Raw genomic sequence first — 22731 nt, 5'->3', positions numbered from 1 at the left:
TGCGCTCCACCACTGGTTCACCATGGCGATCAGCGTCAGTTCCGTCTCCGTCACCACCCCTGACGGCAGCAGCAAATCCCTGTGCGACTACGCCGGCAAGGTGCTGCTGATTGTGAACGTGGCCAGCCGCTGTGGCTTCACCAAGCAGTACGCCGGTCTGCAGGCCCTGAACGAGGCCTACGCCGCCAAGGGGCTGGCGGTGCTGGGTTTCCCTTGCAACGACTTCGGCGCCCAGGAGCCCGGCACCCTGGACGAGATCAAGAGCTTCTGCTCCACCACCTACGGCGCCGACTTCGAATTGTTCGAGAAGGTGCATGCCAAGGGAAGCACCACCGAGCCCTACACAACGCTCAACCAGATGGATCCTGCCGGCGATGTGGAGTGGAACTTCGAGAAGTTCCTTGTGGGCAAGGACGGCACAGTGATCGCCCGCTTCAAGAGCGCCGTCACCCCTGAAGACCTCAAGTCGGCGATTGAGGCGGCGCTGGCGGCTTGAGCCGTCGCCCCAGGCTGAACCCAAGGGCTGCGGCAGCAACTCCCAGCCCAAGGGTCAGCCCGATCAAACCCAATGCGGCGGCCCAATCACCGGAACTCAGGTGCTTCATGGCCGCGAGCATCAAACTGCTGAAGGTGGTGAGCGAACCGCAGAAGCCAATCCCCAGCAGCAACTGTCGTCGTGGAGCAGCAGGGAGCCCGGCCAGCAAACCCAAGAGGGCTGCCCCAAGACCATTCACCAGCAGATTCTGATCCCCCAGATGCAGGGCCAACTGCCATCGCAGCAGCGCTCCAGGGACAGCGCCCAAGCCAACAAGCATCAGCTCCTGCAGTTCCAGCTGCAGGCTCGGTTTGGTCTCAGGCATGGGTCCCCAGTCCGTAACCCAAAGCAGAGGCCAGCAAGCCTGCCCCGATCGAGGCCAGCGCCAGCACCACAGCCGTAAGCGTCTGGCCGGCCCGCAACTCGTTCAGCAGCTCCACGGCGAAGGTGGAGAAGGTGCTGAGGCTGCCGAAAAAACCCACCCCCATCAACAAGGCAATGCCGGTACTGGAGGCACAGGTTTCATTGAGGGCCAGCACCAGGCCCAGGGCGAAACAGGTCATCACATTCACGATGAAGGTGCCCCAGTGCTTCTTGGGCACCATCGGCTGAAAGTGGTTCACCACCTTCAAGCGCAGCCAGGCCCCGGGGATGGCCCCGAGCCCAACCAGCAGAGCCTCAGACGCGGAGCCAGCCACGGCGTTGATCTCCGGAGAGGGTTTGAACGTGCAGCCAGTCTTGGCCGTCAGCGGTGGACCAACGCCGTAACAAGCGAAGGGACGAGCCCGCCTTGAGGGTGCTCAGCCGTGGAGCGATGGCCAGCGGACTGAGCCGCAAAGGCTGATCAGTAGCGGTATGCAGGGGGCCGGAAGCAGCGCGACGACGGGGTTGCGGTTGACGCCGGTCGGCACCACCGGCCGGCAGGGCAGCTGGTGCCATCAACGCCACTCCAAGCAGCCAACTCCAACGAAGGACACTGCTTGTCGAAACAGTTTCTGTTCGATCAGCCGTCATCAAATATCGAGGGCCGCCATGTCGAGCTCGGCGCTGTGGGTTTCGATGAATTCCCGGCGCGGAGCCACCTTGTCTCCCATCAGGATCGTGAAGATGCGATCGGCCTCGAGGGCATCCTCGATCTCCACCCGCTTCATCGTGCGGGTGGTGGGATCCATGGTGGTTTCCCAGAGCTGCTTGGGCATCATTTCGCCAAGGCCCTTGAAACGCTGAATCGTGTAGTTGGCCTTCTCGCCGAAGCCCTCCAGGGTCATCTGCAGATCGCCCTCGTTGTAGCAATAGGTGTGGTTCTTACCGCGCTCCACTTTGTAGAGCGGCGGGCAGGCGATGTAGATGTAGCCCCCCTCCACCAGCTCCTTCTGGTAGCGGTAGAAGAAGGTGAGCAGCAGGGTGCGGATGTGGGCGCCGTCCACGTCGGCATCGGTCATGATCACGACACGGTGGTAGCGGAGGTTCTTCACGTCGAAGTCCTCACCCTTGATGCCCAGACCCAGGGCGGTGATCAGTGCCTGGATCTCCGTGTTTTTGTAGATCTTGGCGTCGTCTGTCTTTTCGATATTGAGGATCTTGCCCCGCAGCGGCAGGATCGCCTGGAAGCGGCGGTCGCGGCCCTGCTTAGCGGAACCACCAGCGGAGTCGCCCTCCACGATGTAGATCTCGGATTCGCCGGGGTCGCGGGAACTGCAATCGGCCAGTTTTCCGGGCAGGGTTGAGCTCTCCAGAACGCTCTTGCGTCGCACCAGTTCACGTGCACGGCGAGCGGCTTCAGCGGCATTGAACGCCTGGATTGCCTTTTCGAGGATCAGGCCGATCACGGAGGGATTGAACTCGAGAAACTGGCTGAGGGCTTCACCCACCAGGTTGTCGACGATGCCCCGAACCTCGGTGTTGCCGAGCTTGGTCTTGGTCTGACCTTCAAATTCCGGTTCCGGCACCTTCACTGAGAGCACCGCCGTCAGGCCTTCGCGGATGTTCTCCCCCGCCAGGTTGGAATCCGACTCCTTCCGCTTGCCCAGCTTTTTGGCGAAGGCATTGAGGGTGCGGGTCAACACCGTCTTCAAGCCTTCGATATGGGTGCCGCCATCCACGGTGCGGATGTTATTGGCAAAGCCGAGAATGCTATCGGAATAGGCATCCGAGCACCACTGCAGAGCAGCCTCCACCTGAACGCCGTCCTTCTCCGAATTCACGTAGATGATGTCCGGATGAAGGGCGTCCTTCTCCTTGTTCATGTAAGCGACGTATTCCTTGATGCCGCCTTCGTAGAAGTAGGTCTCCTCATGGGGGTTGCCCTCCTCATCCCGAGCTAACTCCCGCTCATCGCGGAACACGATGCGCACGCCACCGTTGAGGTAGGCCAGCTCCCTCAATCGGGCCGAGAGGGTGGCGTAATCGAAAACGATGCCACCGGTGAAGATTTCAAGGTCAGGCTTGAAGCAAACGGTGGTGCCGGTCTCACCGGACTCCGCTGCGGGCTGCGACTCCGACGCCAGCGCCCCGATGGCCACTCCACGCTCAAAACGCTGGCGATGCACCTGGCCCTGACGGCGCACCGTCACCTGCACCCATTCGCTGAGGGCATTGACCACCGAGACGCCAACGCCGTGCAGACCGCCGGACACCTTGTAACCACCGGAGCCAAACTTGCCGCCAGCGTGTAACACGGTGAGCACCGTCTCCAGGGCGCTCTTTCCGGTGCGCGGGTGGACATCGGTGGGAATACCGCGGCCGTTGTCGCTCACCGAGGCGGAACCGTCTTCCCCCAGGACCACAACAATGCGGTCGCAATGGCCCGCCAGGGCTTCATCAACCGAGTTATCAACAACTTCATACACCAGATGGTGCAAGCCCCGCGGCCCGGTGGAGCCGATGTACATACCAGGGCGCTTGCGAACGGGCTCAAGCCCCTCCAGCACCTGAATCTGCTCAGCGCCGTAGGCGTTCTGGACCTTGGAAGCGTCGCTCATTCAGAAAGTCTCAAGCCAGGAAACCGGGTCATGGGCGGGCGCAACGGCTCTAAACCTCGACCTGACAATGTCAATCTACCACCGGCTGTCTATAGAGGCTTGCAGAGGCCTCTCAGCGCCCATCTCAAGCCGGGCTGCACCCCCTCACCCTTTTGAACAGCTCAGACCCCCTGGTGATCAGCCTGCTCGGGCCCACTGCCAGCGGCAAAACCGCCCTGGCGCTGGACATCGCCGAATGGCTGGATCTGCCGGTGATCAACGTGGACTCTCGCCAGCTCTACAAGGAGATGGATCTGGGCACCGCCAAGCCGACGGCGGAGCAACAGGCGCGAGTGCACCACCATCTGCTGGACCTGCGCGCACCGGATCAGCCGATCACGCTGCAGGAATTTCAAGCGATCGCAACCCCCTGCATTAACCGTGAGCTGGAGCAGCGGGGCATGGCCCTGCTCGTAGGCGGCAGCGGCCTGTATCTCAAGGCCCTCACCAGTGGCCTTCAGCCTCCGGCCGTGGCACCCCAGCCGCAATTGCGCCAGCAGCTGACGGTCCTTGGTCAGGGCATCTGCCACCCACTGCTGCAGGCCGCCGACCCCACGGCCGCCGCCAAAATCGCCCCAGCCGATGCGGTGCGCACCCAGCGCGCCCTGGAAGTGCTGTATGCCTCCGGGCAACCGATGAGCCAGCAAGCCACAGCCACGACTCCGCCCTGGCGGGTGCTGGAACTGGGCCTCAACCCCCCCAACCTGCGCCAGCGCATCCAGCAACGCACCGAGCAGCTGTACCGCGATGGACTGGTGGAGGAAACCCGTCGCCTAAGCGAGCGCTACGGCGCTGATCTGCCGCTGTTGCAGACCATCGGCTACTGCGAAGCACTGCAGGTAATCGGCGGCAGCCTAAGCACTGCAGATGCGGTACGAATCACCAGCCAACGCACCCGTCAGTTCGCCAAACGTCAACGCACCTGGTTCCGGCGGCAGCACAACCCCCACTGGCTGGCCGACCCGACAACCCTGACGGATGCGATGACGTTGATCGAGCAACATCTAAGGTGAAGGATGCAGACGTTGTATTCAGCGAAGTTGTCTGCACCTGTCCCCGTCACCGCCTGAATGCCCCCACGTCCCCGTTTTGACCGTCGTGCCCCGGTTCGGGAGCTGCCCAACATCAACGACCGGATCAACTACCCACAGTTGCGGGTGGTCGACTCAGACGGCGCTCAGCTGGGCGTGATCAGCCGCGAAGAAGCCCTGGATGTGGCCCGCGACCGGGAACTTGATCTGGTGCTGGTGAGCGAGAAGGCCGACCCGCCGGTATGCCGGATCATGGACTACGGCAAGTTCAAGTTCGAGCAGGAAAAGAAGGCCAAAGAGGCCAAGAAGAAGTCGCACCAGACCGAAGTCAAGGAGGTCAAGATGCGCTACAAGATCGACCAGCACGACTACGACGTGCGGATCGGTCAGGCCCAGCGCTTCCTCAAGGCGGGCGACAAGGTGAAGTGCACCGTGATTTTCCGCGGCCGCGAAATTCAGCACACAGCGCTGGCGGAAACGCTGCTGCGGCGGATGGCCAAGGACTTGGAGGAGAAGGCCGAGATCCAGCAGGCTCCCAAGCGGGAAGGCCGCAACATGATCATGTTCTTGACGCCTCGCAAAACGCCCCTGGTGAAAAAAGAGGAAAAGGAGCAAGCCGCCAACAAGGCCGTGCGCACCATCCCGGCACCGCCGCGGCCCACCGCTGCAAAGGTGGCCAGCCCGCAGAGCTAAACCCCAGGGTCGTCTCCTAGCAGCAATCGCCATCCCTGGGCTGAAGCCTGGGGATTGAAACTGCTGCGGGCTTCGCACATGAAGCCGTGGTCGGCACCAGCAAACTCCACTACGCGCAAGCGCTGACCAGCAGGATCGGCCTTGTTCAGGGCGGCCCCCATCGCTTCGCGATCCTCGGCGGGGATCAGGGGATCGGCTGTACCGAACACACAGGTGAGCCGCGCCTTGATCTCTGGCAGCAGGGCAAGCGAGGGTTCGCCACCGCCGGGCCGCATCCGGCTCACACCGGCACCGTAAAAATCAAAGGCGTGCTCAACCCCGGGCAACGTGGCCGCCAGAAAAGCTGCATGCCCCCCGAAGCAAAAGCCCACCACATGGATGGCGGCCTGCGGATAACGGGCCCTGAACCAGCTGACTGCGGCGGCAACATCAGTCAGGATCTGCTCGCTTGTAGTGGCGTCCTTATGGCGACGCCCTTCAGCCAGATCGGAGGCGTCGTAGGCCAACTCCAAATCAGGAGCCGTGCGGGCAAACAAAGGCACCGCCAGGGCCGGATGCCCCTGGGCAGCGAAGCGCTCCACCACACCACGCACCCAGGCATTCACCCCAAACACCTCAGGCAGCACGATATAGACACGATCTATTAACGATTTCAACTCAATATCGTTCGCGGCGGCCTGGGGCTCTGCCCACCAGCAGCGCAGTGGAACAACACCATTGACGAGCTCGACCCAGCCAGGCGAGAGAGAGTTGGAAATTGTCACAGGCCCACAGGACACACCCCCAATTGTCACCAGGCAATTCGCTCCGTATGGTGGCCGCATTCCGACCTGTCCCACCGGCGTGCGATTCCATATCCAACAGGAAAGCGACATACCGGCATCAACGCAGCTGTACAACCAGATCTGTTTCGCCATCGCAGCGCGGCATTACCCGCCAGGGCATCGCTTGCCGAGCACCCGCCAGTTGGCAATGCAGACCGGTCTGCACCGCAACACGATCAGCAAGGTGTACCGCCAGCTTGAAACCGATGGCGTGGTGGAAGCCATGGCTGGTTCTGGCATCTACGTGCGCGACCAGCAGAAACCCCGGGAGATCAAAACACCACCACACATCCGCAACCGTGGCGTCACCGACCTCGACCGTGAAGTACGTAAGTGCGTGGACGGCCTGCTCAACGCAGGCTGCACGCTGCAGCAAACCCGCGAGCTGCTGACCAGAGAGATCGACTGGCGTTTGCGCTGCGGCGCCCGCGTGCTGGTGAGCACGCCGCGGGAAGACATCGGTGCCTCCATGCTGATCGCCGAAGAACTGGAGCCCTGCCTGGATGTGCCGGTGGAGGTGGTGCCGATGGAGGAGCTGGAAAGCGTGCTGGAGAACTCCAGCAACGGCACGGTGGTTACCAGCCGCTACTTCCTCCAACCGGTAGAGGAACTGGCCAAGAAGCACAGCGTCCGCGCCGTGGCCGTGGACCTCAACGACTTCCGCCAGGAGCTGGCCATGCTGAAGGAACTGCGCCCCGGCAGCTGTGTGGGCCTGGTGAGCATCAGCCCCGGCATCCTGCGGGCCGCAGAGGTGATTCTCCACTCGATGCGCGGCAATGAGTTGCTGCTGATGACGGCCACACCAGATGTGGGCAGTCGCCTGCTGGCCCTGCTACGGGCCTCCAGCCACGTGCTCTGCGATCGACCCAGCCTGCCCCTCGTGGAGCAGAGCCTGCGCCAGAACCGTTCCCAGCTGATGCGCATGCCCCAGGTGCATTGCGCCGAGAGCTACCTCAGCACCGATACGATCGATCTGCTCCGCAAGGAGATCGGCCTGCAGATCCCGGCGGCCGCTAGCTGACACCTCTGCGATGTTTGATCACATCCGTGCCGACCTCGCGATCATCCGCGAGCGTGATCCGGCTGCCCGTGGCTGGCTGGAAATCGTGTGCTGCTATCCCGGTTTCCAGGCCATCAGCCTGCATCGGATCAGCCACCGGCTCTGGACCTGCCATCTACCGCTGAAGCTGGCCGCCCGTTGCCTCAGCCAGATCGGCCGGGCCCTCACCGGCATCGAAATCCACCCCGGCGCCCGCATCGGCCACAGCGTGTTCATCGACCACGGCATGGGGGTAGTGATCGGCGAAACCGCCGAGATTGGCAACCGTTGCCTGCTCTACCAGGGGGTGACCCTGGGGGGCACAGGCAAAGAGCACGGCAAACGCCACCCCACCCTGGCCGAGAACGTGGTGGTGGGAGCCGGCGCCAAGGTGCTGGGTGCGATCACGATCGGAGCCAACACCCGCATCGGCGCTGGCTCCGTGGTGGTGCGCGATGTGGAGAGCGACTGCACGGTGGTGGGAATCCCTGGACGGGTGATCCACCAGAGCGGCGTGCGGATCAACCCCCTGGCCCACTCCGCCTTGCCGGACGCCGAAGCCAACGTGATCCGCAACCTGATGGAGCGGATCGATGAACTAGAAAGCACCGTGGGCAACTTGCAGCGCTGCCTTCGGGAAGTGGCGGAAGGCCGGGCGCTGAGCGAGGTTTGCCGCGGCGAGGCCCAGAACCTCAAAGACAGGGAGATCCTGGAGTTTCTGGGCGAGGAGACCGGCTGAAGCTGGCGCCTCAGGCCTCAGATGCAGGGCGGGAGGGCTGGAACATGAACATCGAATAGATCACGTTCCGGCGCATGTTGGTCATCATCTCGAGGAACATGTCGTAGCCCTCGTTCTTGTATTCGATCAGGGGATCCTTCTGCCCGTAGCCACGCAGGCCGACTGACTCCCGCAGAGCATCCATCGCCTGGAGATGTTCCCGCCAGAGGGTGTCGATCTGCTGAAGGATGAAGAAGCGCTCCGCCTCCCGCATCAACCCTGGCCGTTGCTGCTCGATCTGTCCCTCTTTGAGGTCGTAGGCATTGCGCAGCTGCTCCTGCAGGAACGCCTTGAGTTCCTCCATGCCAAGGCCCTGCACCTGCTCAGGGGTGAGGTCTTCGAGGAGATAAATGAACTCCTTCACCTTGCCCACCAGCTGAGCCAGATCCCACTCTTCGGGCGGCAGGTCGGGATTCACATAGGCCTCCACAATCTCAGCCATCGTGCGTTCGCCGTAGCCGATCACCTGCTTTTTCAAGGCCCGGCCATCCAGCACCCGCCGGCGCTCGGAATACACCGCGCGGCGCTGGTTATTCATCACCTCGTCGTACTCGAACACCTGCTTTCGGATGTCGTAGTAGTAAGTCTCCACCTTTTTCTGGGCCCCTTCCAAGGAGCGGGTGAGCATGCCGGATTCAATCGGCATGTCTTCCTCCACACGGAACGCATTCATCAGGCCTGCAACGCGGTCCCCTCCGAAGATGCGCAGCAGGTTGTCCCCCAACGAGAGGAAGAAGCGGGTGGAACCGGGGTCGCCCTGGCGTCCGGCCCGGCCGCGCAGTTGGTTGTCGACCCGTCGGGACTCATGGCGTTCGGTGCCGATCACGTGAAGGCCGCCGGCCTCGCGCACGCGGTATTCCTCCTGCTTCACCACCGCGTCATACTCCGCCTTCACCCGGGCAATGGCCTCGCGCAAAGCCTGGATCTGCGGGTCATCGGTGGGGGCTTTTTCAGCGGCGGTGGCGATGCGCTCTTCCAGCTCGATCACCGTGAGAGCTCGATCACCCCAGGCCTTCACCAGATCACGGGCCAACTGGCCCAGGACCTGATCGGTGTCGTCTGTGAGGGGACAGGGATAAAGGCTTTCGCCGCTGCGGGGCAGCGTTGAGGCAGCGGCATCAGCAAAACCGCTGGGCGCCGCACTGCTCTGGAGAGGCACCGGGGGTTTGTGGTCGTCTTCCGGTCTCACCAAACGGCCGAGCAACACTTCCCGCAACTTCAAACGGGCCATGTAGTCGCTGTTGCCGCCCAGGATGATGTCGGTGCCCCGGCCCGCCATGTTGGTGGCGATGGTCACCGCCCCAGCACGACCAGCCTGAGCCACGATCTCAGATTCACGTTCCACGTTCTCGGGCTTGGCATTGAGCAAGTTATGGGGGATCTCCTGCTCCGCCAAAAGGGAACTGAGCAACTCGCTCTTTTCCACTGACGTGGTGCCCACGAGCACTGGCCGGCCTTGTTTGTGGATATCGGCGGTTTCGTTGGCGACGGCCCGCCACTTGGCCGTTTCAGTTTTGTACACCTGATCGGCCCAGTCCTGGCGGGCCCGCACCCGGTTGGTAGGCACGATGGTGGTTTGGAGCTTGTAGGTCTTCTCGAATTCCACCTCTTCTGTTTTGGCTGTACCAGTCATGCCAGCCAAGCGGGGGTAGAGCAGGAAGAAGTTCTGGTAGGTGATCGAGGCGAGGGTCTGGGTTTCCGCCTGAATCGGCAAGGCCTCCTTGGCTTCGATCGCCTGGTGCTGGCCGTCGCTCCAGCGGCGACCCGGCATCACCCGACCGGTGAACTCATCCACGATCACCGCTTCGCCATCACGAACGATGTAGTTCACATCTTTCACGAACAGCTCCTTAGCCTTAAGGGCATTGGTGATGTAGTGAGCCCAGGGATCCTGAGGGTCGAACAGGTCCTGTACTCCAAGCATCTGCTCGGCCTTGGCAAAGCCCTCATCGGTGAGGGTGCAGCTGCGCTGCTTCTCATCCACCTCGTAATCTCCTTCGGGATCAATGCCGTCCTTGCCCATTTCGGCGGCACGCTCGAGGGCCAAAGCCACCTGGGCGGCCTGCTGGTACTTCTCCTGTGGCCGCTCCACCTGGCCGGAAATGATCAAAGGGGTGCGGGCTTCGTCGATGAGAATTGAATCCACCTCATCAATCACGCAATACTGAAACTCTCGTTGCACCACCTCCGAGATGTCGGCGGCCATGTTGTCGCGCAGGTAGTCGAAGCCCAGCTCTGAGTTGGTGGCGTAGGTGATGTCGCAGTTGTAGTTCCGCCGCCGTTCCTCCGGCCGCATGTCCTGCTGGATCAGGCCCACAGAAAGCCCGAGAAAGCGATGCACCTGGCCCATCCATTCGGCATCGCGGCGAGCCAGGTAGTCATTCACCGTCACCACATGCACCCCGCGGCCTGTAAGGGCGTTGAGGTAGCTGGGCAAGGTGGCCACCAGGGTCTTGCCTTCGCCGGTTTTCATCTCAGCGATCTGACCTTCATGCAGCACCATGCCGCCGATGAGCTGCACATCGAAATGGCGCATACCGAGAACACGCTTGCCGGCTTCACGAACCACCGCGAAGGCCTCAGGCAGAATCTCGTCGAGAATAGGAAGCTGTTTCTGCAGCGAGCCAGCGTTGTCCAAACGCTGGCGGAAGGCAGCAGTGCGGGCTCTTAAGTCTTCGTCACTGAGGGGAGCGATCTCCTCTTCTAAAAGCTGAATATCCGAAACGATCGGCTGGTAACGCTTCAGCTTGCGGGCATTGGGATCACCCAGCAGCAGCTTGAGCATGGAAAGCGCCTAATCGTCTCCGAAACAGCCTACTGAGCTCTCCCGGAAGAGATACTTCGGCCATCCACACCGCACTACCGTCATGGCGCGACTGAAGCAGGCCCTGCAACTGCGACAGCTGTCTCAACGGTTGGCTGCCTCCAGCGAAGTAACCGTCATTCAGCCAGCAGTGGTATTTGGCTGTCTAGCCAAACTGCAGAAAGCCAGACCTCTCCTAATCGCGAGCCTGCGCGCCTCACTGGGCCAACGGGCAAGACGACGATCACAACACCCCAAGCTGAGGCTCTGGCAATCACTCGCGACCCCTGATCAGGTGTGGCGCACCGAACTAAACACACTGCTCGCAGCAATCAGGCAAACCGAAGCCTGGCAACAGGCCTTCACCACTGATGAACAACATCGGTCGGCCTGGAGCCAAAAGCCCTGGAATTATCAAGCCCGCCTCAACAACGCCCCTGAATTGCTCAGAAATCTGGAGGCAGCGTTCCAGCTGCACCATGCCGTGAAGCTGTTCTTCTGGCATCACTTCGATGCGATGGGCTTCGTCCCCCAGAGCTGGCACAACGTGCTGGCCGAGCTGGTAAAAGAGGGCTGGGTGGTGGTGGTTTCCAGCTCAGGGCTTGCAGCGAACGCCGAAGAAGCCCTGCTGCGTTGCGGGTGCCTAATCAGCTATCGCCAGAACCTGGGACTATGCCTTGGCGCTTACCGCGACTTCTGTTGCCTGCTCGACGGACAACGCCATTTGCGCGATCGCATTCAAACCCTGGTGCTCTGCAATGACAGCACTCTGCCCCTGGGAGGCACGAAACCGTTCTGCCTGCAGACGGAAACGATCCATCAAGAGCTGAAGAGCTCCGAAGCCAAACTGATGGGACTGACGGATTCGGTGCAGACCAGGGCTTACCACCTTCAATCGTATTTTCTTGCCCTGAATTCAGCCCTTCTCAGCGATTCACTTTGGACTGACTTCTGGGAGAGTCTGGACCCCAGAGGTCACAAGGATGACCTCATTCAACGTGGCGAAGTGGGCTTATCTCAGTGGCTCCTGCATCACAATTTTGCAGTGGAAGCGATTTACTCGTTGGCAGCGATTCTGCTCAAATCAGCAACAGTTGGGCAGGCACTGAAACAACTTGATCTGAGGCAACCGGAACAGATCAACACCACCTTAATGTGCTGGAACGCCTTGCTGAACGCCGGCTGCCCGGTGATCAAGAAACAACTGCTGCTGGAACCCCCCGATTTCCTCTCTCAAACCATCCCCATGGCGGAGGTCAGTGCCTATCTGACAGCCGCCGACGAAACGTTGATGCAAGACCTCGAGCACCTGTTGCAGTCCCGCTTCCTCAGACCTTGATAAGGTGACACAACTCGATTTGCGAGCGTGCAACTCTCCGTCCTCGTTGTTTCCAGGACTGCTGCACGACTTTCAGCGATGCTCGAATCACTCGCAGCAGCGACGGGTCTTCCCAAGGCAGACGTTGAAATTCTCTGCTCCTGGAACGGAAGCAGGGACGCCGAGAAAGAGATCGCGAATCGCTCCGGCTACGAGTTTCTAATTGCGCAGCGTGATCCTTACCACTTCGCCAGCAACGTGAATCAGCTGGCCCATTATGCCAATGGCGAGGTGCTGGCCTTTGTGAATGACGACGTAATCCTGGATAGCGGAAGCCTGGATGCAGGCTTGTCGTGCCTCCTTGATGAGGCCTCCACGTTGTGCGTCGGAGGCTTGTTGCGAACGCCCGATGGCCAACTACAGCACGGTGGCATGGGTTTTGACCTCCAACACACGCCATATCACATCGCTGAAGGCCTGGTGAAGGCAACAGATGTGATTTCAGAGTTGTCGGCCTATGAGGTGTCTGGCGTAACGGCTGCCGTGATGCTGATCCGCAAAAGCACCTTTAACCAGCAACCATTTGATGAGAGCTACAGCCGCTGCGGCGAAGACGTACAGCTGAATCTTGACCTTCGTGAAAAACTGCAGGGCAAAGTGATGCTCTGCCCCGGCATGAGTGGCGTGCACATTGAAAGTGCCACCCGCGCTGAAAACGATGAATCAGGCAACACTTCAGAAGACCTGGTGAAGATGCGAACTCGGCGACGCCTGTTCCTAGACCAAGCCTCGCCGGAGCAATTGAGAGTGGAACTTGCGATGGCCGCCAGGGAGCACGCCTTCACCAAAGAGGTGATGGCCCTAGAACGCAACCAAAACACTGATCTTCAAAACCTGAAGCGGGATCGTGACCACTGGAAGCGAGAAGCGCAAGTGCTGCAACTGGAAGTCCTACGCCTGCAGGATTCCGTACAACGCCAGCAGGGAGTTTGACCATGAGCATCACCTCTGAACAGCCTCAACGCCTACTGGGGAAACGCGTCTTGGTCACCGCTCTCGACCTGGAGCAACGTGAACATCGCGGCATTGCTGTGTATTCCAAAGCTCTGATCCGTCACCTACGGCGCATGGGCGCAGAGGTTTGGCTGTTGACCCAATTCCAGCCGATCTCCTCCGACCTGCGTTCGCTTCCCAAAGACACACAGAAGATTATTTTCAGCGCTCGCACTCTTAATGAGCTGGTGCATGGCAAAACAGTGCATCTGACAAAACTAGAGCTCCTGCTTCCCTTACTCGCCAAATTTGGCAACCGCTACCGGCGCATTTGCAAGGGCCTGAAACGGATCTTTAACAAAACATCCTTCAAACAGAAGGAGCTGAAAAGTTTCCGATTAAGCGAACTAAGCGACAACCCCAATCTGCGCATCAATCGACTGAATTACCTTCAAGACGTAGAAGGAATCGTAAGCCTCTACGATGTGTATGAAGCGAGCCAAATAGCTGCTTTTCGCATGCATCGCAAACCTGTGAACATTGATCTGCAGGGGTTTGACGCCTTCATCACCTGTTGCCCACTCAATCTGCGCCCACGCAACACTCCGGTGTTCGTGCAAACCGTGCACGATCTGATTGCCCTGGAGTATGCACCTCACAACGAGAACATGCGCCAGTTCACCCATCGCCTCCAGGCCTGTCTGCAGGCAAAGCGGATTCATGTCTCCAGCTCCACCTGCCGCAAATTTCACGACCACATCAACCTGGATTCAGCGCGTGTGCCACTGGGCGAAGAAGACACCGTGGTGCAACCTCCGTCGCTAGATATCCCATCACTGCAGCGCAACTCGGGCGAACAGGCCAATGACCTACCACCCTCCAGCTACTTGCTACACAATCTGCGCTCAAAACGCAAAAGTAAACCGTCGGCCTTGCAGCCCTTCCGCTATTTGCTGTTCAACTCCTCAGTAGAGGAACGCAAAAACTTGCTGTTTCTGGTGAAAGCCTTTGCACAATCGGGGCTGGGCTGTGAGGGCATTCGCCTATGCGTCACCGGAAAACTGAAATCCGATGCTTACAGCAAAGCCGTGAAAGAGGTGGTGGCCAACGAGCCAGCAATTCTGCTCACCGGGTACGTGGATGAAGCCACCAAACTGGACCTATATCTCAATGCCCTTGCACTCCTGAGCCCCTCCCTGGTGGAGGGCTTCGGGATTCCCGTGCTAGATGCGGCCTGCCTGGGTCTGCCTGCTCTGGCGAGCAGCTGCGATGCCCACCGCGAAATTCATGATCTGTTCGATTTCAGCAACTACGTGCTGCCCATTTCCATTCTGGAAACCCGCGACTGGGCTGTCGCCATGAAAGCCAGCGCCTCCTTGCACTGTCACTTAGCGGACTCACCGGAACAGGAACGCATGCAACGTATCCGGCGCTACCTGCGCATGAGTGCACAGATTGAAAGACGATTCGAAGACCAGATCGCCCAGCTGATGCTGAACTGAATCAGTAGTCATCCGCTAATTGGTTCTGCAGAGCTGGCGTAATTGTTCATCGATGCTGGCCACCTGAGCTTCCACACTCAACCTCTGTGCCAGGGCATGGCCGGCTTGCGATAGCTGCCTCCACAAGCTCCGATCTTGCAGACAGGCGACCACGAGATCGGCCAAAGCACGACCGTCGTCATCAACCGGAAAAAAAAGCGATGAGTCCTGGTGGAATTCGCGGTGAACGGGAATATCGCTGATCAGAGTGGGGATGCCCTCCGCCTTGGCCTCCAGAACGGGATAATCAAATCCTTCCTCGGTGCTGGCGGACAACAGCGCCAGGCTGGATCGCAAATGTTTCAAGAGCTCATTTTCCGGCAGCGCGTCAATCAGCTGCACCTGCTCCGGGCTGGGTAACTGTCGATGCAGACGTTGCACAAGTCGCGACTGGGGCCCGCTCCGCCCAACAATGCGCAACACCCCACGCCACTGAGGCCAACGGCGCTGTAGCTGATCAATGCCCCTAAACAGAGCCGGCAGATTTTTATTTACGTCATGGCGAGCCAAGACCAGGAGATCCTCGCTAACCGGACTCTGCACCGGCGGACGCTGGATTGTGATGCCATTGGGAATCACCTCAATCACATCCGCCTCCACACCGAACGCCACAAGCTGATCAGCCACATGCCGGCTAATTGCGATCAGTCGCGTAGCGGCACGACAATGACGAGGCTGCCAGAAGAGATAGCGTAACCAGGCTTTGCGACTGTTCGAAGCAACCAAGGGTGTGAGGTCGTGGCAAGTGATCAACTGTGGAATCTCCGGCCACAGCAGCAAGGCATCAAAAAAGGGCGAATAGATACCTTCCAGCTGATCAACCACGAAGCCATGGTGCTCCAAGAGGGCCGGCAAATCGAGTCCATGCTGAACCAGGCTGTAGCGCTGGAGTAACCGCATGGAACGCCCCGGAGCCCAAGGCGGTGAATCAGTCGTCCATTGGCTGGCTGACACCAGCAGGCCTTGTCCATCAACTCCTAACTGCAGACGCAAGCCATCAAGCTGAGGCACCACGCGCTTCACATAACTGCTGAAGCCAGAATGCCCAGGTTGCCAGGAGAGGAGGTTGATGAGCCGAGTCAAGTCAAAGCACCGATCGCATAAAGCTTCTTATGCCGTGAAAATCAAATCAGGAAAGGTATGTTGGGGCGCTCACGATTCAGCCAACGCAGGGCAACACAAATACCAACTCCATTAATCATCAGAAGCAACAAGCAGATGGGCCACTGCAACTCACCCGTCATCAACGAGTGGCGTAATGGGCTGAGAACCCGATAAAGAGGATTGAGATTAGCAGTCCAAGCCATCGAGCCGAGATTATCTTTGCGATAGAGAATTGGGGAGAGAAGAAACACCAACTGCAAAACTATCGGCACCAACTGATAGAAGTCTCTGTAGCGGGCGCCAAGCAGACAAACAATCATTGGGGCCCACAACAGGAACAAGAACAAATTCAATAAAGGCAGCCAAGCACAGACCAGCAGATTGAGCAACAAGTTGTGCTGGAAGTAGCTAAGGGCAAGCAAAACTAAAACGAACGACTGCAAAAATGTCTGAACCTGGAAGGCCCACTCCTCCAACACATAGAAAATCGGATTTAAATTTGTATTGTGAACTTGGGCATGGTTATGTTCAAAAAGATTGGGTGACGAAGCTATCGACGAACTAATCCCATTCCACACCACCAAACCGATGCCAAGGTAAACCACATATGTGCTGAAATCCTGGACATTGAAGACTGTGCCGTAGACCAAAGCCAGGACAGCGATTGAAAGCAGGTTGGAAAGACCTAACCAGAAGCTACCGAAGAACGTGCGCGCAAAACGAGCTTGAGTGCGAGCGGTGGCAGTAAACCACCAGGCCCGGCGCATCCGCCATGCTTCCTTGAGTGTGGAAAACAAGGTAGCCCTGAGGATTTGTCTGGAGTGGGGGCTGGGCTGAATCATAAGGCCAGCTTGCCAGTAGACCCTGGAGCGTGATTGCGATGGTAGTAATCAAGTGCGGTCTCCAATGGCCCCGCAAAAACCAGTCGCCCACAGTCGAAAACCAAACCACGGCGGCAGAATCGTCTAAGCAACTCGTCGGAATGGGAGGCCAACAGCAAGGTCCCCGCTGAGCTGAGGAAACGACTCATACGCTCCTGGGCTTTTTCATAAAAACTGGTATCGCCAGCTCCAAACCCCTCATCCATAGCCAAACAATCGTGACTTCCACCGGTAAGAACGGCAAATAACAGACGGGCTGCCATCCCCTGGCTATAGGTCTTCACAGGCAGATGGATAAAGTCGCCAAGACCGGAAAAACCAATTACATCTTCGCTGAACTCCTCAAAACCGCGAAAATGGCCATTAACCAAGAGGTAGTGAGCTTTGATCGCCTGGAGACCGCTCAGCTCAGGGCTTGTAATAAAACCCTTATGGATCATCGGGAACACCGGCACGTGGGCTTTGAAGTGGCCTGAGGTGTGTTGATAGACCCCAGATACGAGCCGGAGGAACGAAGACTTTCCAGCGCCGTTATGGCCAATTAGAGCCACACGTCCACCTTGATGAATGGTCAAGGAAATATCTTGCAAGGCTGTGACGACAGCACCACCGCGACTACGACAGAGTCGGCCTCCAGTTACAGACCTGATCAGAGTCGACTTAAGGGAGCGTGTTTCAGTCGTGAGAACTGGAATGTCAAGGCAGACATTCTCGAGTTCAAGAACAGGAGGTCGGTCCTGCAAGGTGGAGGGCTGAACCATCTCAACGACCAAGGGGCCTTCACTGAACTGAGTGATCGACCATACCCCCTTGCAAATGATCGCGGAAGCGTTGAAACTCCTGCATCCACACTCGACGTGCAAAAAGTTCGCAATAGCGTTGGCGAGACTGCACGCACAATTGTCGTCGCAGAGCAGGCTGATCCGCCAATCTCTGTAGAACCTCCGTCAAACCCTCACGAGACTGAGACCAAGTTAGACCGGGAAGGCTCGAGACCCAGGCCATACCCGATCGCGGATGGTCTAAAGCCAAGGCAATCCGAGCAGCAGACATAGCCTCAAGCTGAACAATACCGAACGCCTCGTTGCTAGAACTCGCTGGCAAAACTAAGAGATCAGAGGCAGCAATTTGTTCAAATTTTGCAGCTTCGGACAATCGTCCCAGAAATTGTACTGGGGACGGATGTGAGAATGAACGCTGAGCTAGTTGTTCGAAATAAGTACGTTTTGGCCCATCTCCCACTATCAACAGCTGAAATGGGGTCTTCAGCTTTACAACCGACTCAATTAACCAATCAACACGCTTGTAGCTATCTAAACGACCAATAAATAATAAACGCAAAGGATCGCCTGTTCGGATTTCAGGCGGGGGCAAAGCCAGTGCCTTCAGCTCCTGGTGTTGATTGAGACAACAAGGAAGAACAAAAATCCTGTTTGATGAACAGCCGCACCGTTGGAGTTCCTGAGCTAAGCGAGGTGAAGTAGTGACAACAGCAGTAAACCAAGGCAGAATTCTCAGTGCCAGCCATTGATAAAGCGAGAATAAACAACCAGAAAAGTTGTTATCAGTTACCAAGAAACAATGCCAATGAGCCGTTACTGGCCTCCAAGGACGTATCAAACGGGCCAAGAGCAGCACCAAGAGCACCCCAGGGGAAGGGAGATGACCATGGAGTGGAAGCCTTGACAGCAAGAGATCCAATAGCTCCTGAGAAGGCACTGGCAAATACAAACGACCGAATATCTTGATCCTTGGCAAACGCCTCCGGGGATAGCGGACGCAAAGTGGGTCGTGGTCAACGCTGCTGTAGCACTGCACATCAAGACTATAAACAGCTCCACTACAGACAACTGCTAGTTCGTGGGACACTCGCTCAACGCCGCCATATCCAGGAGGCCACTCACGTAGTAGCTGTTCTATCATTGCAATTGCGAGAATAAATTAACTTGCATTATGCGAATTGGAGCCAAGCACATGATCTGAAAAACCTCACAGCAATGTATCACTATATAGAATAATCAACCTGACAACACAAATTTGCAAGAATTTTCGATGACTTTAAAAAAAGCGATAATGCAAGGAATTCGCTTATAAGCTGGGTATTTCGATAAAAGCATTGCTTAAGGTCTATACTCGAATGATAGCTTACAAGATAAAAGGAATAAAAAATGAAAATCGGGCTCAATCGCAAGGACGATTCAAGTCATCACAGGCGATCATGGAAAGAGCGAAGTAGCATTTAACCTGATAAATTTGCACAAAAGATTATGAAAATTGAGCAGGTTTGGCAAATTAAACTAAAATTCCGCAAAGAGCTAAAACGTTTCAGCTGGCTATGTGTAAAAAATATCATATAGGAGATTTGACCATCGCTTGGCATTAATTTGTGGAGAAAATCTTGCAAGCAATTTAGATCTTAAGGATTCATGCTTTTGAGCGATTCGGCCATACTCTGGCAATAGATTATTTATTAATATTCCTTGATCTGGGCCCAACAGCGCGAGCTGTCTAAGCTCACAATAACTTTGCATTTCACTCGCTACAACAATCGAACCGGAGCGAACAGAATCAACCAAGCGATTATGACTTACTCCGCCTTTGATAGGACTTTGGGGATTTGAGGGCAGCCAGATAACATGGGCAGCGCCCAGAATCTGCTCAAGCTGATTAGGCTGGCGCGAGTCATCCCATAGAACAAGATTCAGTTTCCAAGGTACCAGCGCATTAGGCAATGATTTATTAAACGCTTCTCTTGCTAAATCCAGGCCAGTTTTATTGGTAAGGACTGTAAAGACAACCGCAGAAGCGGCAGTAATCGTACGCATTAAACGACCAATATTTTCAGAAAGAAATAGAATATTATTTGCATTTCCAAACCACCCAATATGCAGTGGAGAGCCAATCTCAGGGACATTGTATTGCTGCAAACGTACCTGCCATGGATCCTCTATAATTGTAATTGTTGTTGAACTTGACAAGAATCTCCGAGCACGATCAGCCATAGCCTGGCAAGGAACAATTACCTGATCAGAAAGTGCCAAAAGATTGCGATAGAGCATGCCGCGAGGACATTGGAGAGGGGCAAGATGATCACAATACATAAGAGCTAATTTCACATTTTTAGATTTAAGACAAGCAACAGCAGAAAGTATGGCCATAGCAAAACCAGAAACTCTGGAATCATCGAAGTGATTGATTTTACCGATAACACAAAGATGTGGGTCGCCAAGCTCTCTGAGAATTGAAGGACGATCAATATCGACTGATAAGAGCTTCGGCTTTAAGCCAAGATCAATAGCTTCATGAACCATTGGCTGCAGATGGAGTCGAGCAGACCCAACACCTCCTATGGTTGAAAGGGTCTTGGTCTTGTCGCCAGAACCTCCGTGAAGACTGGTCAGTACAAGCAATTGGGTGTTACGCCTGTTAGTCACTCGTAAAATTTCAGCGTAGAGGTCTGAAGACTTGATAAGTTAGTTGGAGCCATAGACTCTTAACTATGATTAAACGTATCCCCAGATGCAATGATGGTTAAAGAAACTGAGCCAATGCAAAACGACAACAGCGGTAATCAAAGCGATCGGGCTCGGGACACAAAGGGAGTCATTTCCGACTCGGCGGAGCGCTGGCTAGCAAGGAATCGCTCCTTAGTATTGCGACAAACTCCGGTTTGGGCGCAAAGTCTTGCCACGATCATGATAAGCTTAGGAGTTGCCGCAACGATGGCGGGGATACTTTTCCGTATTGATGAGGTGGTAACTGTCACTGGACAGCTCGAATCACTTGAAGGAAGCGTAGATGTAAAAACTCCGGCGGGGGGAAAAGTAGCAAGCGTGCACTTTAAAGACGGCCAACTTGTAAAGGAAGGGCAACTCCTTGTTCGCTTTGATACGCAAGAAGCCAATGCTAACTTGACTACGTATGAAAAACTAATAGAACTTGAAATATCCGAGCTTGAAACCAAACTTAACATCCTCAACAGTAGAGAATCAGTACTGGAAAAAAAGGTAGATACAAGCACCCAGATTACCAATGAGTTGTACGAACTTGTAAAAATCGGAGGCTTTCAAAAGGTACAGTACCTTCGCCAATTAGATCAGCTTTACGAATTGGAGAGTGAACTCTCAAAAGTACAGCTTGATAAGAATCAGTCGAAGCTGGAGGCTGAAAAATCAATAGGACAATACAAAAATAAGCTGAAGCAAGCTGAGCTTCAACTTCAATACCAAAACGTGTTGGCACCAGCTTCAGGAATCATTTTTGAACCAAAAGCAAGGGTTTCAGGCGTAATTGCAGCAGGCGATACTATCGTTACAATCATCCCCCAAAAGGGGTTAAGGGGAAAGGTTTTTGTGCAAAACAAGGACATAGGATTTGTTAAGACTGGCCAAAAAGCTCAGGTTAGGATTGATGCCTTTCCTTTCACACAATATGGTGAAATTAAAGCTGATGTTAGCCAGATAGGTGCCGACGCATTACCTCCGGACCAAAAAGCAAACTTCTATCGCTACCCTGTCAAACTCGAAATCGAAAAACCATACTTAGAGCGTGAGGGAATAAAAGTACCACTTCGTAGTGGCATGGCAATTACAGCGAATATGAAGCTGAGAGATAAACGATTAATAAGTCTTATTTCTGATATGTTTGTTGATCAGACCGAAAGCATCCGAAGCATCAGGCAACAATAAACAATCAAGACTTAAGAGAACCACCCTTCATTGACAAGTTATAAACATTTAGTTTATTTAAAAAAGAATACATATGAGGCACATGAGCAGAGTCCTTTGTACAGGCTATAACTATTTTTTGATACTGACCGGTTTTATGTTTAATTGGAAAAGCTGCAACACAAGGAAAGAGCTGGCTAAATCTTGATACCCACCATTCAGCTGGCGCTAGAAGAATATGAGCATTTCGTCCGTCAGAGAGCTGCTTTACAGCTGGCTGCAAATCTACAACCACATAACAAATCAAATTAGTCAGATATTGAATGTCTTTTAGAGTTGTATCTATTGTGTCAATATCGACATGCTCTAAAACATCCAAACAAGTTAATATGTCATGGGGCTGGTCCGGCCTTGAAGACCACTTCTCCACAGCTGGATCGTAGCCTGTTACTCTGATGCTTTCTGGTAATTCACGACGCAACCGTTCTGTCAACAGCCCCTTTCCAGTGCCGTAGTCGAGCACAGAGGAACAGAGCCCAATCTGATGCATACGCAGCAGAGCCAGTGGAAGTCTGGCGGCCACTCCAGCAGCTTGCTCACGGTTACCAAAAGCAGGATTCATTTCGTGAAGTGACCGGTTCAACGCCAATTGCTGATCAGAAATGGGCTTGGACATCGACATGGACATAAGGATGTAAGACGTCATCATTTCATACATGAAACCAAATGCAGGCCTTCCCCTCAAAACACCTACAGAGCCAGACCCAAAGACCTGGCTCAAAGCAGAGCGAAGCGCGCTGCTGATTAGCCAAACAGTGTCAGCCAGAACTCTTCTGCAAAAGGCTGGGCTTTGGAGAGCGACACTCTGCTATTGGGTGCGTGAACAAGCCTCCCTGGAAGCTAGCTGGCAACCTCAAGATGAACAGCAACAACTGAATGATCTAGAAAAGAAGTGGGAAGAAAAAAAGTCTTTAGAAGGTCTTTACTTAAGCAAAGACACACTGCGTGCGAAGCTTCGAGTAACACCAGCGGCAAAGATTTGGTGCCGAGAACAATGGGGACATAATGTCGACTCTTTATTCCTTAACAGCAAGAGCCATCTCACCCGAGCAAGTTGTAGAATTATCAGGATTAAGAATAAATCTCTTGCTTCAGAGATATATCACCGAATAAAGGCCAAGGAAACAAGTTTTGATGAAGCTGCGCGAAGCTTTGGTGAAGGCCCTGAGAGAAATCAAGGTGGATTCATTCCTTTGCAACCCCTTGGTTCGATACCTTTCGGCCTAGCACCCGTCCTTGAACATTTAAAACAAGGGGAAATTATGCAACCGATACGATTAGGGAAAGTATTTTGCCTTGTTGAATTGGTCGAATATCACAACAGCCAGTTGGACGAAGCTACTGTAGAAATGCTGCTGGCCGAGCAATTTCGACTTTGGATTGACACAGTGGTTGACTACATCGAGGCTAACCTAGTGTGGCCAGAGTCCTAGGAAGCGGGAAA

Annotated in this window: 22 protein-coding genes; 10 read left to right on the top strand and 12 right to left on the bottom strand. The window is 55.7% G+C overall.

Features of this window, described 5'->3' with window-relative positions:
* Positions 1-22: 22 nt before the first annotated feature.
* Positions 23-496: a glutathione peroxidase gene (locus DXY04_RS04260; RefSeq protein ID WP_115161112.1), complete on the top strand. Its 474-nt coding sequence runs from the start codon at positions 23-25 to the stop codon at positions 494-496.
* Here the strand turns inward: DXY04_RS04260 and DXY04_RS04255 are convergent.
* Genes DXY04_RS04255 through gyrB form a run of 4 tightly spaced genes read right to left on the bottom strand, consistent with a single transcriptional unit; the run spans position 462 to position 3516 of the window.
* Positions 462-860 carry a CrcB family protein gene (locus tag DXY04_RS04255; RefSeq protein ID WP_115161111.1) on the bottom strand — a complete coding sequence of 133 codons (399 nt, stop codon included), beginning with the start codon at positions 858-860 and terminating at the stop codon, positions 462-464. The two genes, DXY04_RS04260 and DXY04_RS04255, sit on opposite strands and share 35 nt — an antisense overlap.
* Positions 853-1233, bottom strand: coding sequence for a CrcB family protein (locus DXY04_RS04250; RefSeq protein ID WP_115161110.1), 381 nt, complete (start codon positions 1231-1233; stop codon positions 853-855). The genes DXY04_RS04255 and DXY04_RS04250 overlap by 8 nt, the downstream gene beginning before the upstream one ends.
* The gene (locus DXY04_RS04245) at positions 1214-1549 is read right to left on the bottom strand and encodes an SH3 domain-containing protein (RefSeq protein WP_115161109.1); all 336 of its coding nucleotides are present in this window, start codon (positions 1547-1549) and stop codon (positions 1214-1216) included. The genes DXY04_RS04250 and DXY04_RS04245 overlap by 20 nt, the downstream gene beginning before the upstream one ends.
* The gene (gyrB, locus tag DXY04_RS04240; protein ID WP_115161108.1) at positions 1549-3516 is read right to left on the bottom strand and encodes a DNA topoisomerase (ATP-hydrolyzing) subunit B; all 1968 of its coding nucleotides are present in this window, start codon (positions 3514-3516) and stop codon (positions 1549-1551) included. Before gyrB ends, DXY04_RS04245 begins: the two co-directional genes overlap by 1 nt.
* A gap of 152 nt (positions 3517-3668) precedes the next feature.
* On the opposite strand from gyrB, the gene miaA reads away from it, so the two are divergent.
* Together miaA and infC are read left to right on the top strand one after the other, a co-directional pair.
* The gene (gene miaA, locus DXY04_RS04235) at positions 3669-4568 is read left to right on the top strand and encodes a tRNA (adenosine(37)-N6)-dimethylallyltransferase MiaA (protein WP_115161107.1); all 900 of its coding nucleotides are present in this window, start codon (positions 3669-3671) and stop codon (positions 4566-4568) included.
* A 57-nt stretch (positions 4569-4625) separates the two neighbouring features.
* A complete protein-coding gene (infC, locus tag DXY04_RS04230; RefSeq protein ID WP_115161106.1) occupies positions 4626-5279 on the top strand; it encodes a translation initiation factor IF-3 in 654 nt (217 codons plus the stop codon).
* Here infC and DXY04_RS04225 read toward each other — a convergent pair.
* Positions 5276-5905, bottom strand: coding sequence for a dienelactone hydrolase family protein (locus DXY04_RS04225; protein WP_371634515.1), 630 nt, complete (start codon positions 5903-5905; stop codon positions 5276-5278). The two genes, infC and DXY04_RS04225, sit on opposite strands and share 4 nt — an antisense overlap.
* A gap of 217 nt (positions 5906-6122) precedes the next feature.
* Between DXY04_RS04225 and DXY04_RS04220 the strand changes: the two genes are divergently transcribed.
* Positions 6123-7124, top strand: coding sequence for a GntR family transcriptional regulator (locus DXY04_RS04220; protein WP_038556721.1), 1002 nt, complete (start codon positions 6123-6125; stop codon positions 7122-7124).
* 10 nt (positions 7125-7134) lie between these two features.
* Positions 7135-7881 carry a serine O-acetyltransferase gene (gene cysE, locus DXY04_RS04215; protein ID WP_115161104.1) on the top strand — a complete coding sequence of 249 codons (747 nt, stop codon included), beginning with the start codon at positions 7135-7137 and terminating at the stop codon, positions 7879-7881.
* 10 nt (positions 7882-7891) lie between these two features.
* On the opposite strand, the gene secA is transcribed toward cysE, so the two are convergent.
* Positions 7892-10705: a preprotein translocase subunit SecA gene (secA, locus tag DXY04_RS04210; protein ID WP_115161103.1), complete on the bottom strand. Its 2814-nt coding sequence runs from the start codon at positions 10703-10705 to the stop codon at positions 7892-7894.
* Between the two features lie 313 nt (positions 10706-11018).
* Between secA and DXY04_RS04205 the strand changes: the two genes are divergently transcribed.
* From DXY04_RS04205 to DXY04_RS04195, 3 genes are all read left to right on the top strand, one after another.
* Positions 11019-12062, top strand: coding sequence for a rhamnan synthesis F family protein (locus tag DXY04_RS04205; protein WP_170951330.1), 1044 nt, complete (start codon positions 11019-11021; stop codon positions 12060-12062).
* Positions 12063-12089: 27 nt separating this feature from the next.
* Positions 12090-13034 carry a glycosyltransferase family 2 protein gene (locus tag DXY04_RS04200; protein ID WP_256377334.1) on the top strand — a complete coding sequence of 315 codons (945 nt, stop codon included), beginning with the start codon at positions 12090-12092 and terminating at the stop codon, positions 13032-13034.
* A gap of 518 nt (positions 13035-13552) precedes the next feature.
* A complete protein-coding gene (locus DXY04_RS04195) occupies positions 13553-14536 on the top strand; it encodes a glycosyltransferase (RefSeq protein WP_170951329.1) in 984 nt (327 codons plus the stop codon).
* Between the two features lie 15 nt (positions 14537-14551).
* On the opposite strand, the gene DXY04_RS04190 is transcribed toward DXY04_RS04195, so the two are convergent.
* The 5 genes from DXY04_RS04190 to DXY04_RS11770 all read right to left on the bottom strand — a co-directional run bounded on the left by DXY04_RS04190 (position 14552) and on the right by DXY04_RS11770 (position 19871).
* On the bottom strand, positions 14552-15589 hold the full coding sequence (locus DXY04_RS04190) for a glycosyltransferase (protein ID WP_244278568.1): 1038 nt from the start codon (positions 15587-15589) through the stop codon (positions 14552-14554).
* A 110-nt stretch (positions 15590-15699) separates the two neighbouring features.
* Positions 15700-16521: an ABC transporter permease gene (locus tag DXY04_RS04185; RefSeq protein WP_115161099.1), complete on the bottom strand. Its 822-nt coding sequence runs from the start codon at positions 16519-16521 to the stop codon at positions 15700-15702.
* A complete protein-coding gene (locus DXY04_RS04180) occupies positions 16518-17150 on the bottom strand; it encodes an ABC transporter ATP-binding protein (protein WP_244278567.1) in 633 nt (210 codons plus the stop codon). Before DXY04_RS04180 ends, DXY04_RS04185 begins: the two co-directional genes overlap by 4 nt.
* Before the next feature lie 190 nt (positions 17151-17340).
* Entirely contained in the window at positions 17341-18483 is a 1143-nt protein-coding gene (locus DXY04_RS04175) for a glycosyltransferase family 4 protein (protein ID WP_115161098.1), read from the bottom strand.
* A 410-nt stretch (positions 18484-18893) separates the two neighbouring features.
* Positions 18894-19871: a hypothetical protein gene (locus DXY04_RS11770; RefSeq protein WP_136975366.1), complete on the bottom strand. Its 978-nt coding sequence runs from the start codon at positions 19869-19871 to the stop codon at positions 18894-18896.
* A gap of 216 nt (positions 19872-20087) precedes the next feature.
* Here DXY04_RS11770 and DXY04_RS04170 point away from each other — a divergent pair, with 216 nt between their 5' ends.
* A complete protein-coding gene (locus tag DXY04_RS04170; RefSeq protein WP_170951328.1) occupies positions 20088-21248 on the top strand; it encodes an HlyD family secretion protein in 1161 nt (386 codons plus the stop codon).
* Between the two features lie 4 nt (positions 21249-21252).
* On the opposite strand, the gene DXY04_RS11765 is transcribed toward DXY04_RS04170, so the two are convergent.
* Complete coding sequence (locus DXY04_RS11765) at positions 21253-21909, bottom strand: methyltransferase domain-containing protein (protein WP_136975365.1); 657 nt, start codon at positions 21907-21909, stop codon at positions 21253-21255.
* A gap of 34 nt (positions 21910-21943) precedes the next feature.
* Here DXY04_RS11765 and DXY04_RS04165 point away from each other — a divergent pair, with 34 nt between their 5' ends.
* Positions 21944-22720 (top strand): peptidylprolyl isomerase, encoded by a 777-nt coding sequence (locus DXY04_RS04165; protein ID WP_115161096.1) that lies wholly within the window; start codon positions 21944-21946, stop codon positions 22718-22720.
* Positions 22721-22731 lie beyond the last annotated feature (11 nt).

This window comes from Synechococcus sp. UW86 (assembly GCF_900474085.1).
GTDB lineage: Bacteria > Cyanobacteriota > Cyanobacteriia > PCC-6307 > Cyanobiaceae > Parasynechococcus.
The sequence above is the reverse complement of the archived record's forward strand: the minus strand, read 5'-3'. Positions and strand labels throughout refer to the sequence as shown.

Bases quoted from the DNA above. Each gene is read 5' to 3' on its own strand.
- DXY04_RS04260 (WP_115161112.1), top strand. From the start codon at position 23: ATGGCGATCAGCGTCAGTTCCGTCTCCGTCACCACCCCTGACGGCAGC.
- DXY04_RS04255 (WP_115161111.1), bottom strand. From the start codon at position 860: ATGCCTGAGACCAAACCGAGCCTGCAGCTGGAACTGCAGGAGCTGATG.
- DXY04_RS04245 (WP_115161109.1), bottom strand. From the start codon at position 1,549: ATGACGGCTGATCGAACAGAAACTGTTTCGACAAGCAGTGTCCTTCGT.
- gyrB (WP_115161108.1), bottom strand. From the start codon at position 3,516: ATGAGCGACGCTTCCAAGGTCCAGAACGCCTACGGCGCTGAGCAGATT.
- infC (WP_115161106.1), top strand. From the start codon at position 4,626: ATGCCCCCACGTCCCCGTTTTGACCGTCGTGCCCCGGTTCGGGAGCTG.
- cysE (WP_115161104.1), top strand. From the start codon at position 7,135: ATGTTTGATCACATCCGTGCCGACCTCGCGATCATCCGCGAGCGTGAT.
- secA (WP_115161103.1), bottom strand. From the start codon at position 10,705: ATGCTCAAGCTGCTGCTGGGTGATCCCAATGCCCGCAAGCTGAAGCGT.
- DXY04_RS04195 (WP_170951329.1), top strand. From the start codon at position 13,553: ATGCATCGCAAACCTGTGAACATTGATCTGCAGGGGTTTGACGCCTTC.
- DXY04_RS04185 (WP_115161099.1), bottom strand. From the start codon at position 16,521: ATGATTCAGCCCAGCCCCCACTCCAGACAAATCCTCAGGGCTACCTTG.
- DXY04_RS04175 (WP_115161098.1), bottom strand. From the start codon at position 18,483: ATGATAGAACAGCTACTACGTGAGTGGCCTCCTGGATATGGCGGCGTT.
- DXY04_RS11770 (WP_136975366.1), bottom strand. From the start codon at position 19,871: ATGGTTCATGAAGCTATTGATCTTGGCTTAAAGCCGAAGCTCTTATCA.
- DXY04_RS04170 (WP_170951328.1), top strand. From the start codon at position 20,088: ATGGTTAAAGAAACTGAGCCAATGCAAAACGACAACAGCGGTAATCAA.
- DXY04_RS11765 (WP_136975365.1), bottom strand. From the start codon at position 21,909: ATGTCGATGTCCAAGCCCATTTCTGATCAGCAATTGGCGTTGAACCGG.
- DXY04_RS04165 (WP_115161096.1), top strand. From the start codon at position 21,944: ATGAAACCAAATGCAGGCCTTCCCCTCAAAACACCTACAGAGCCAGAC.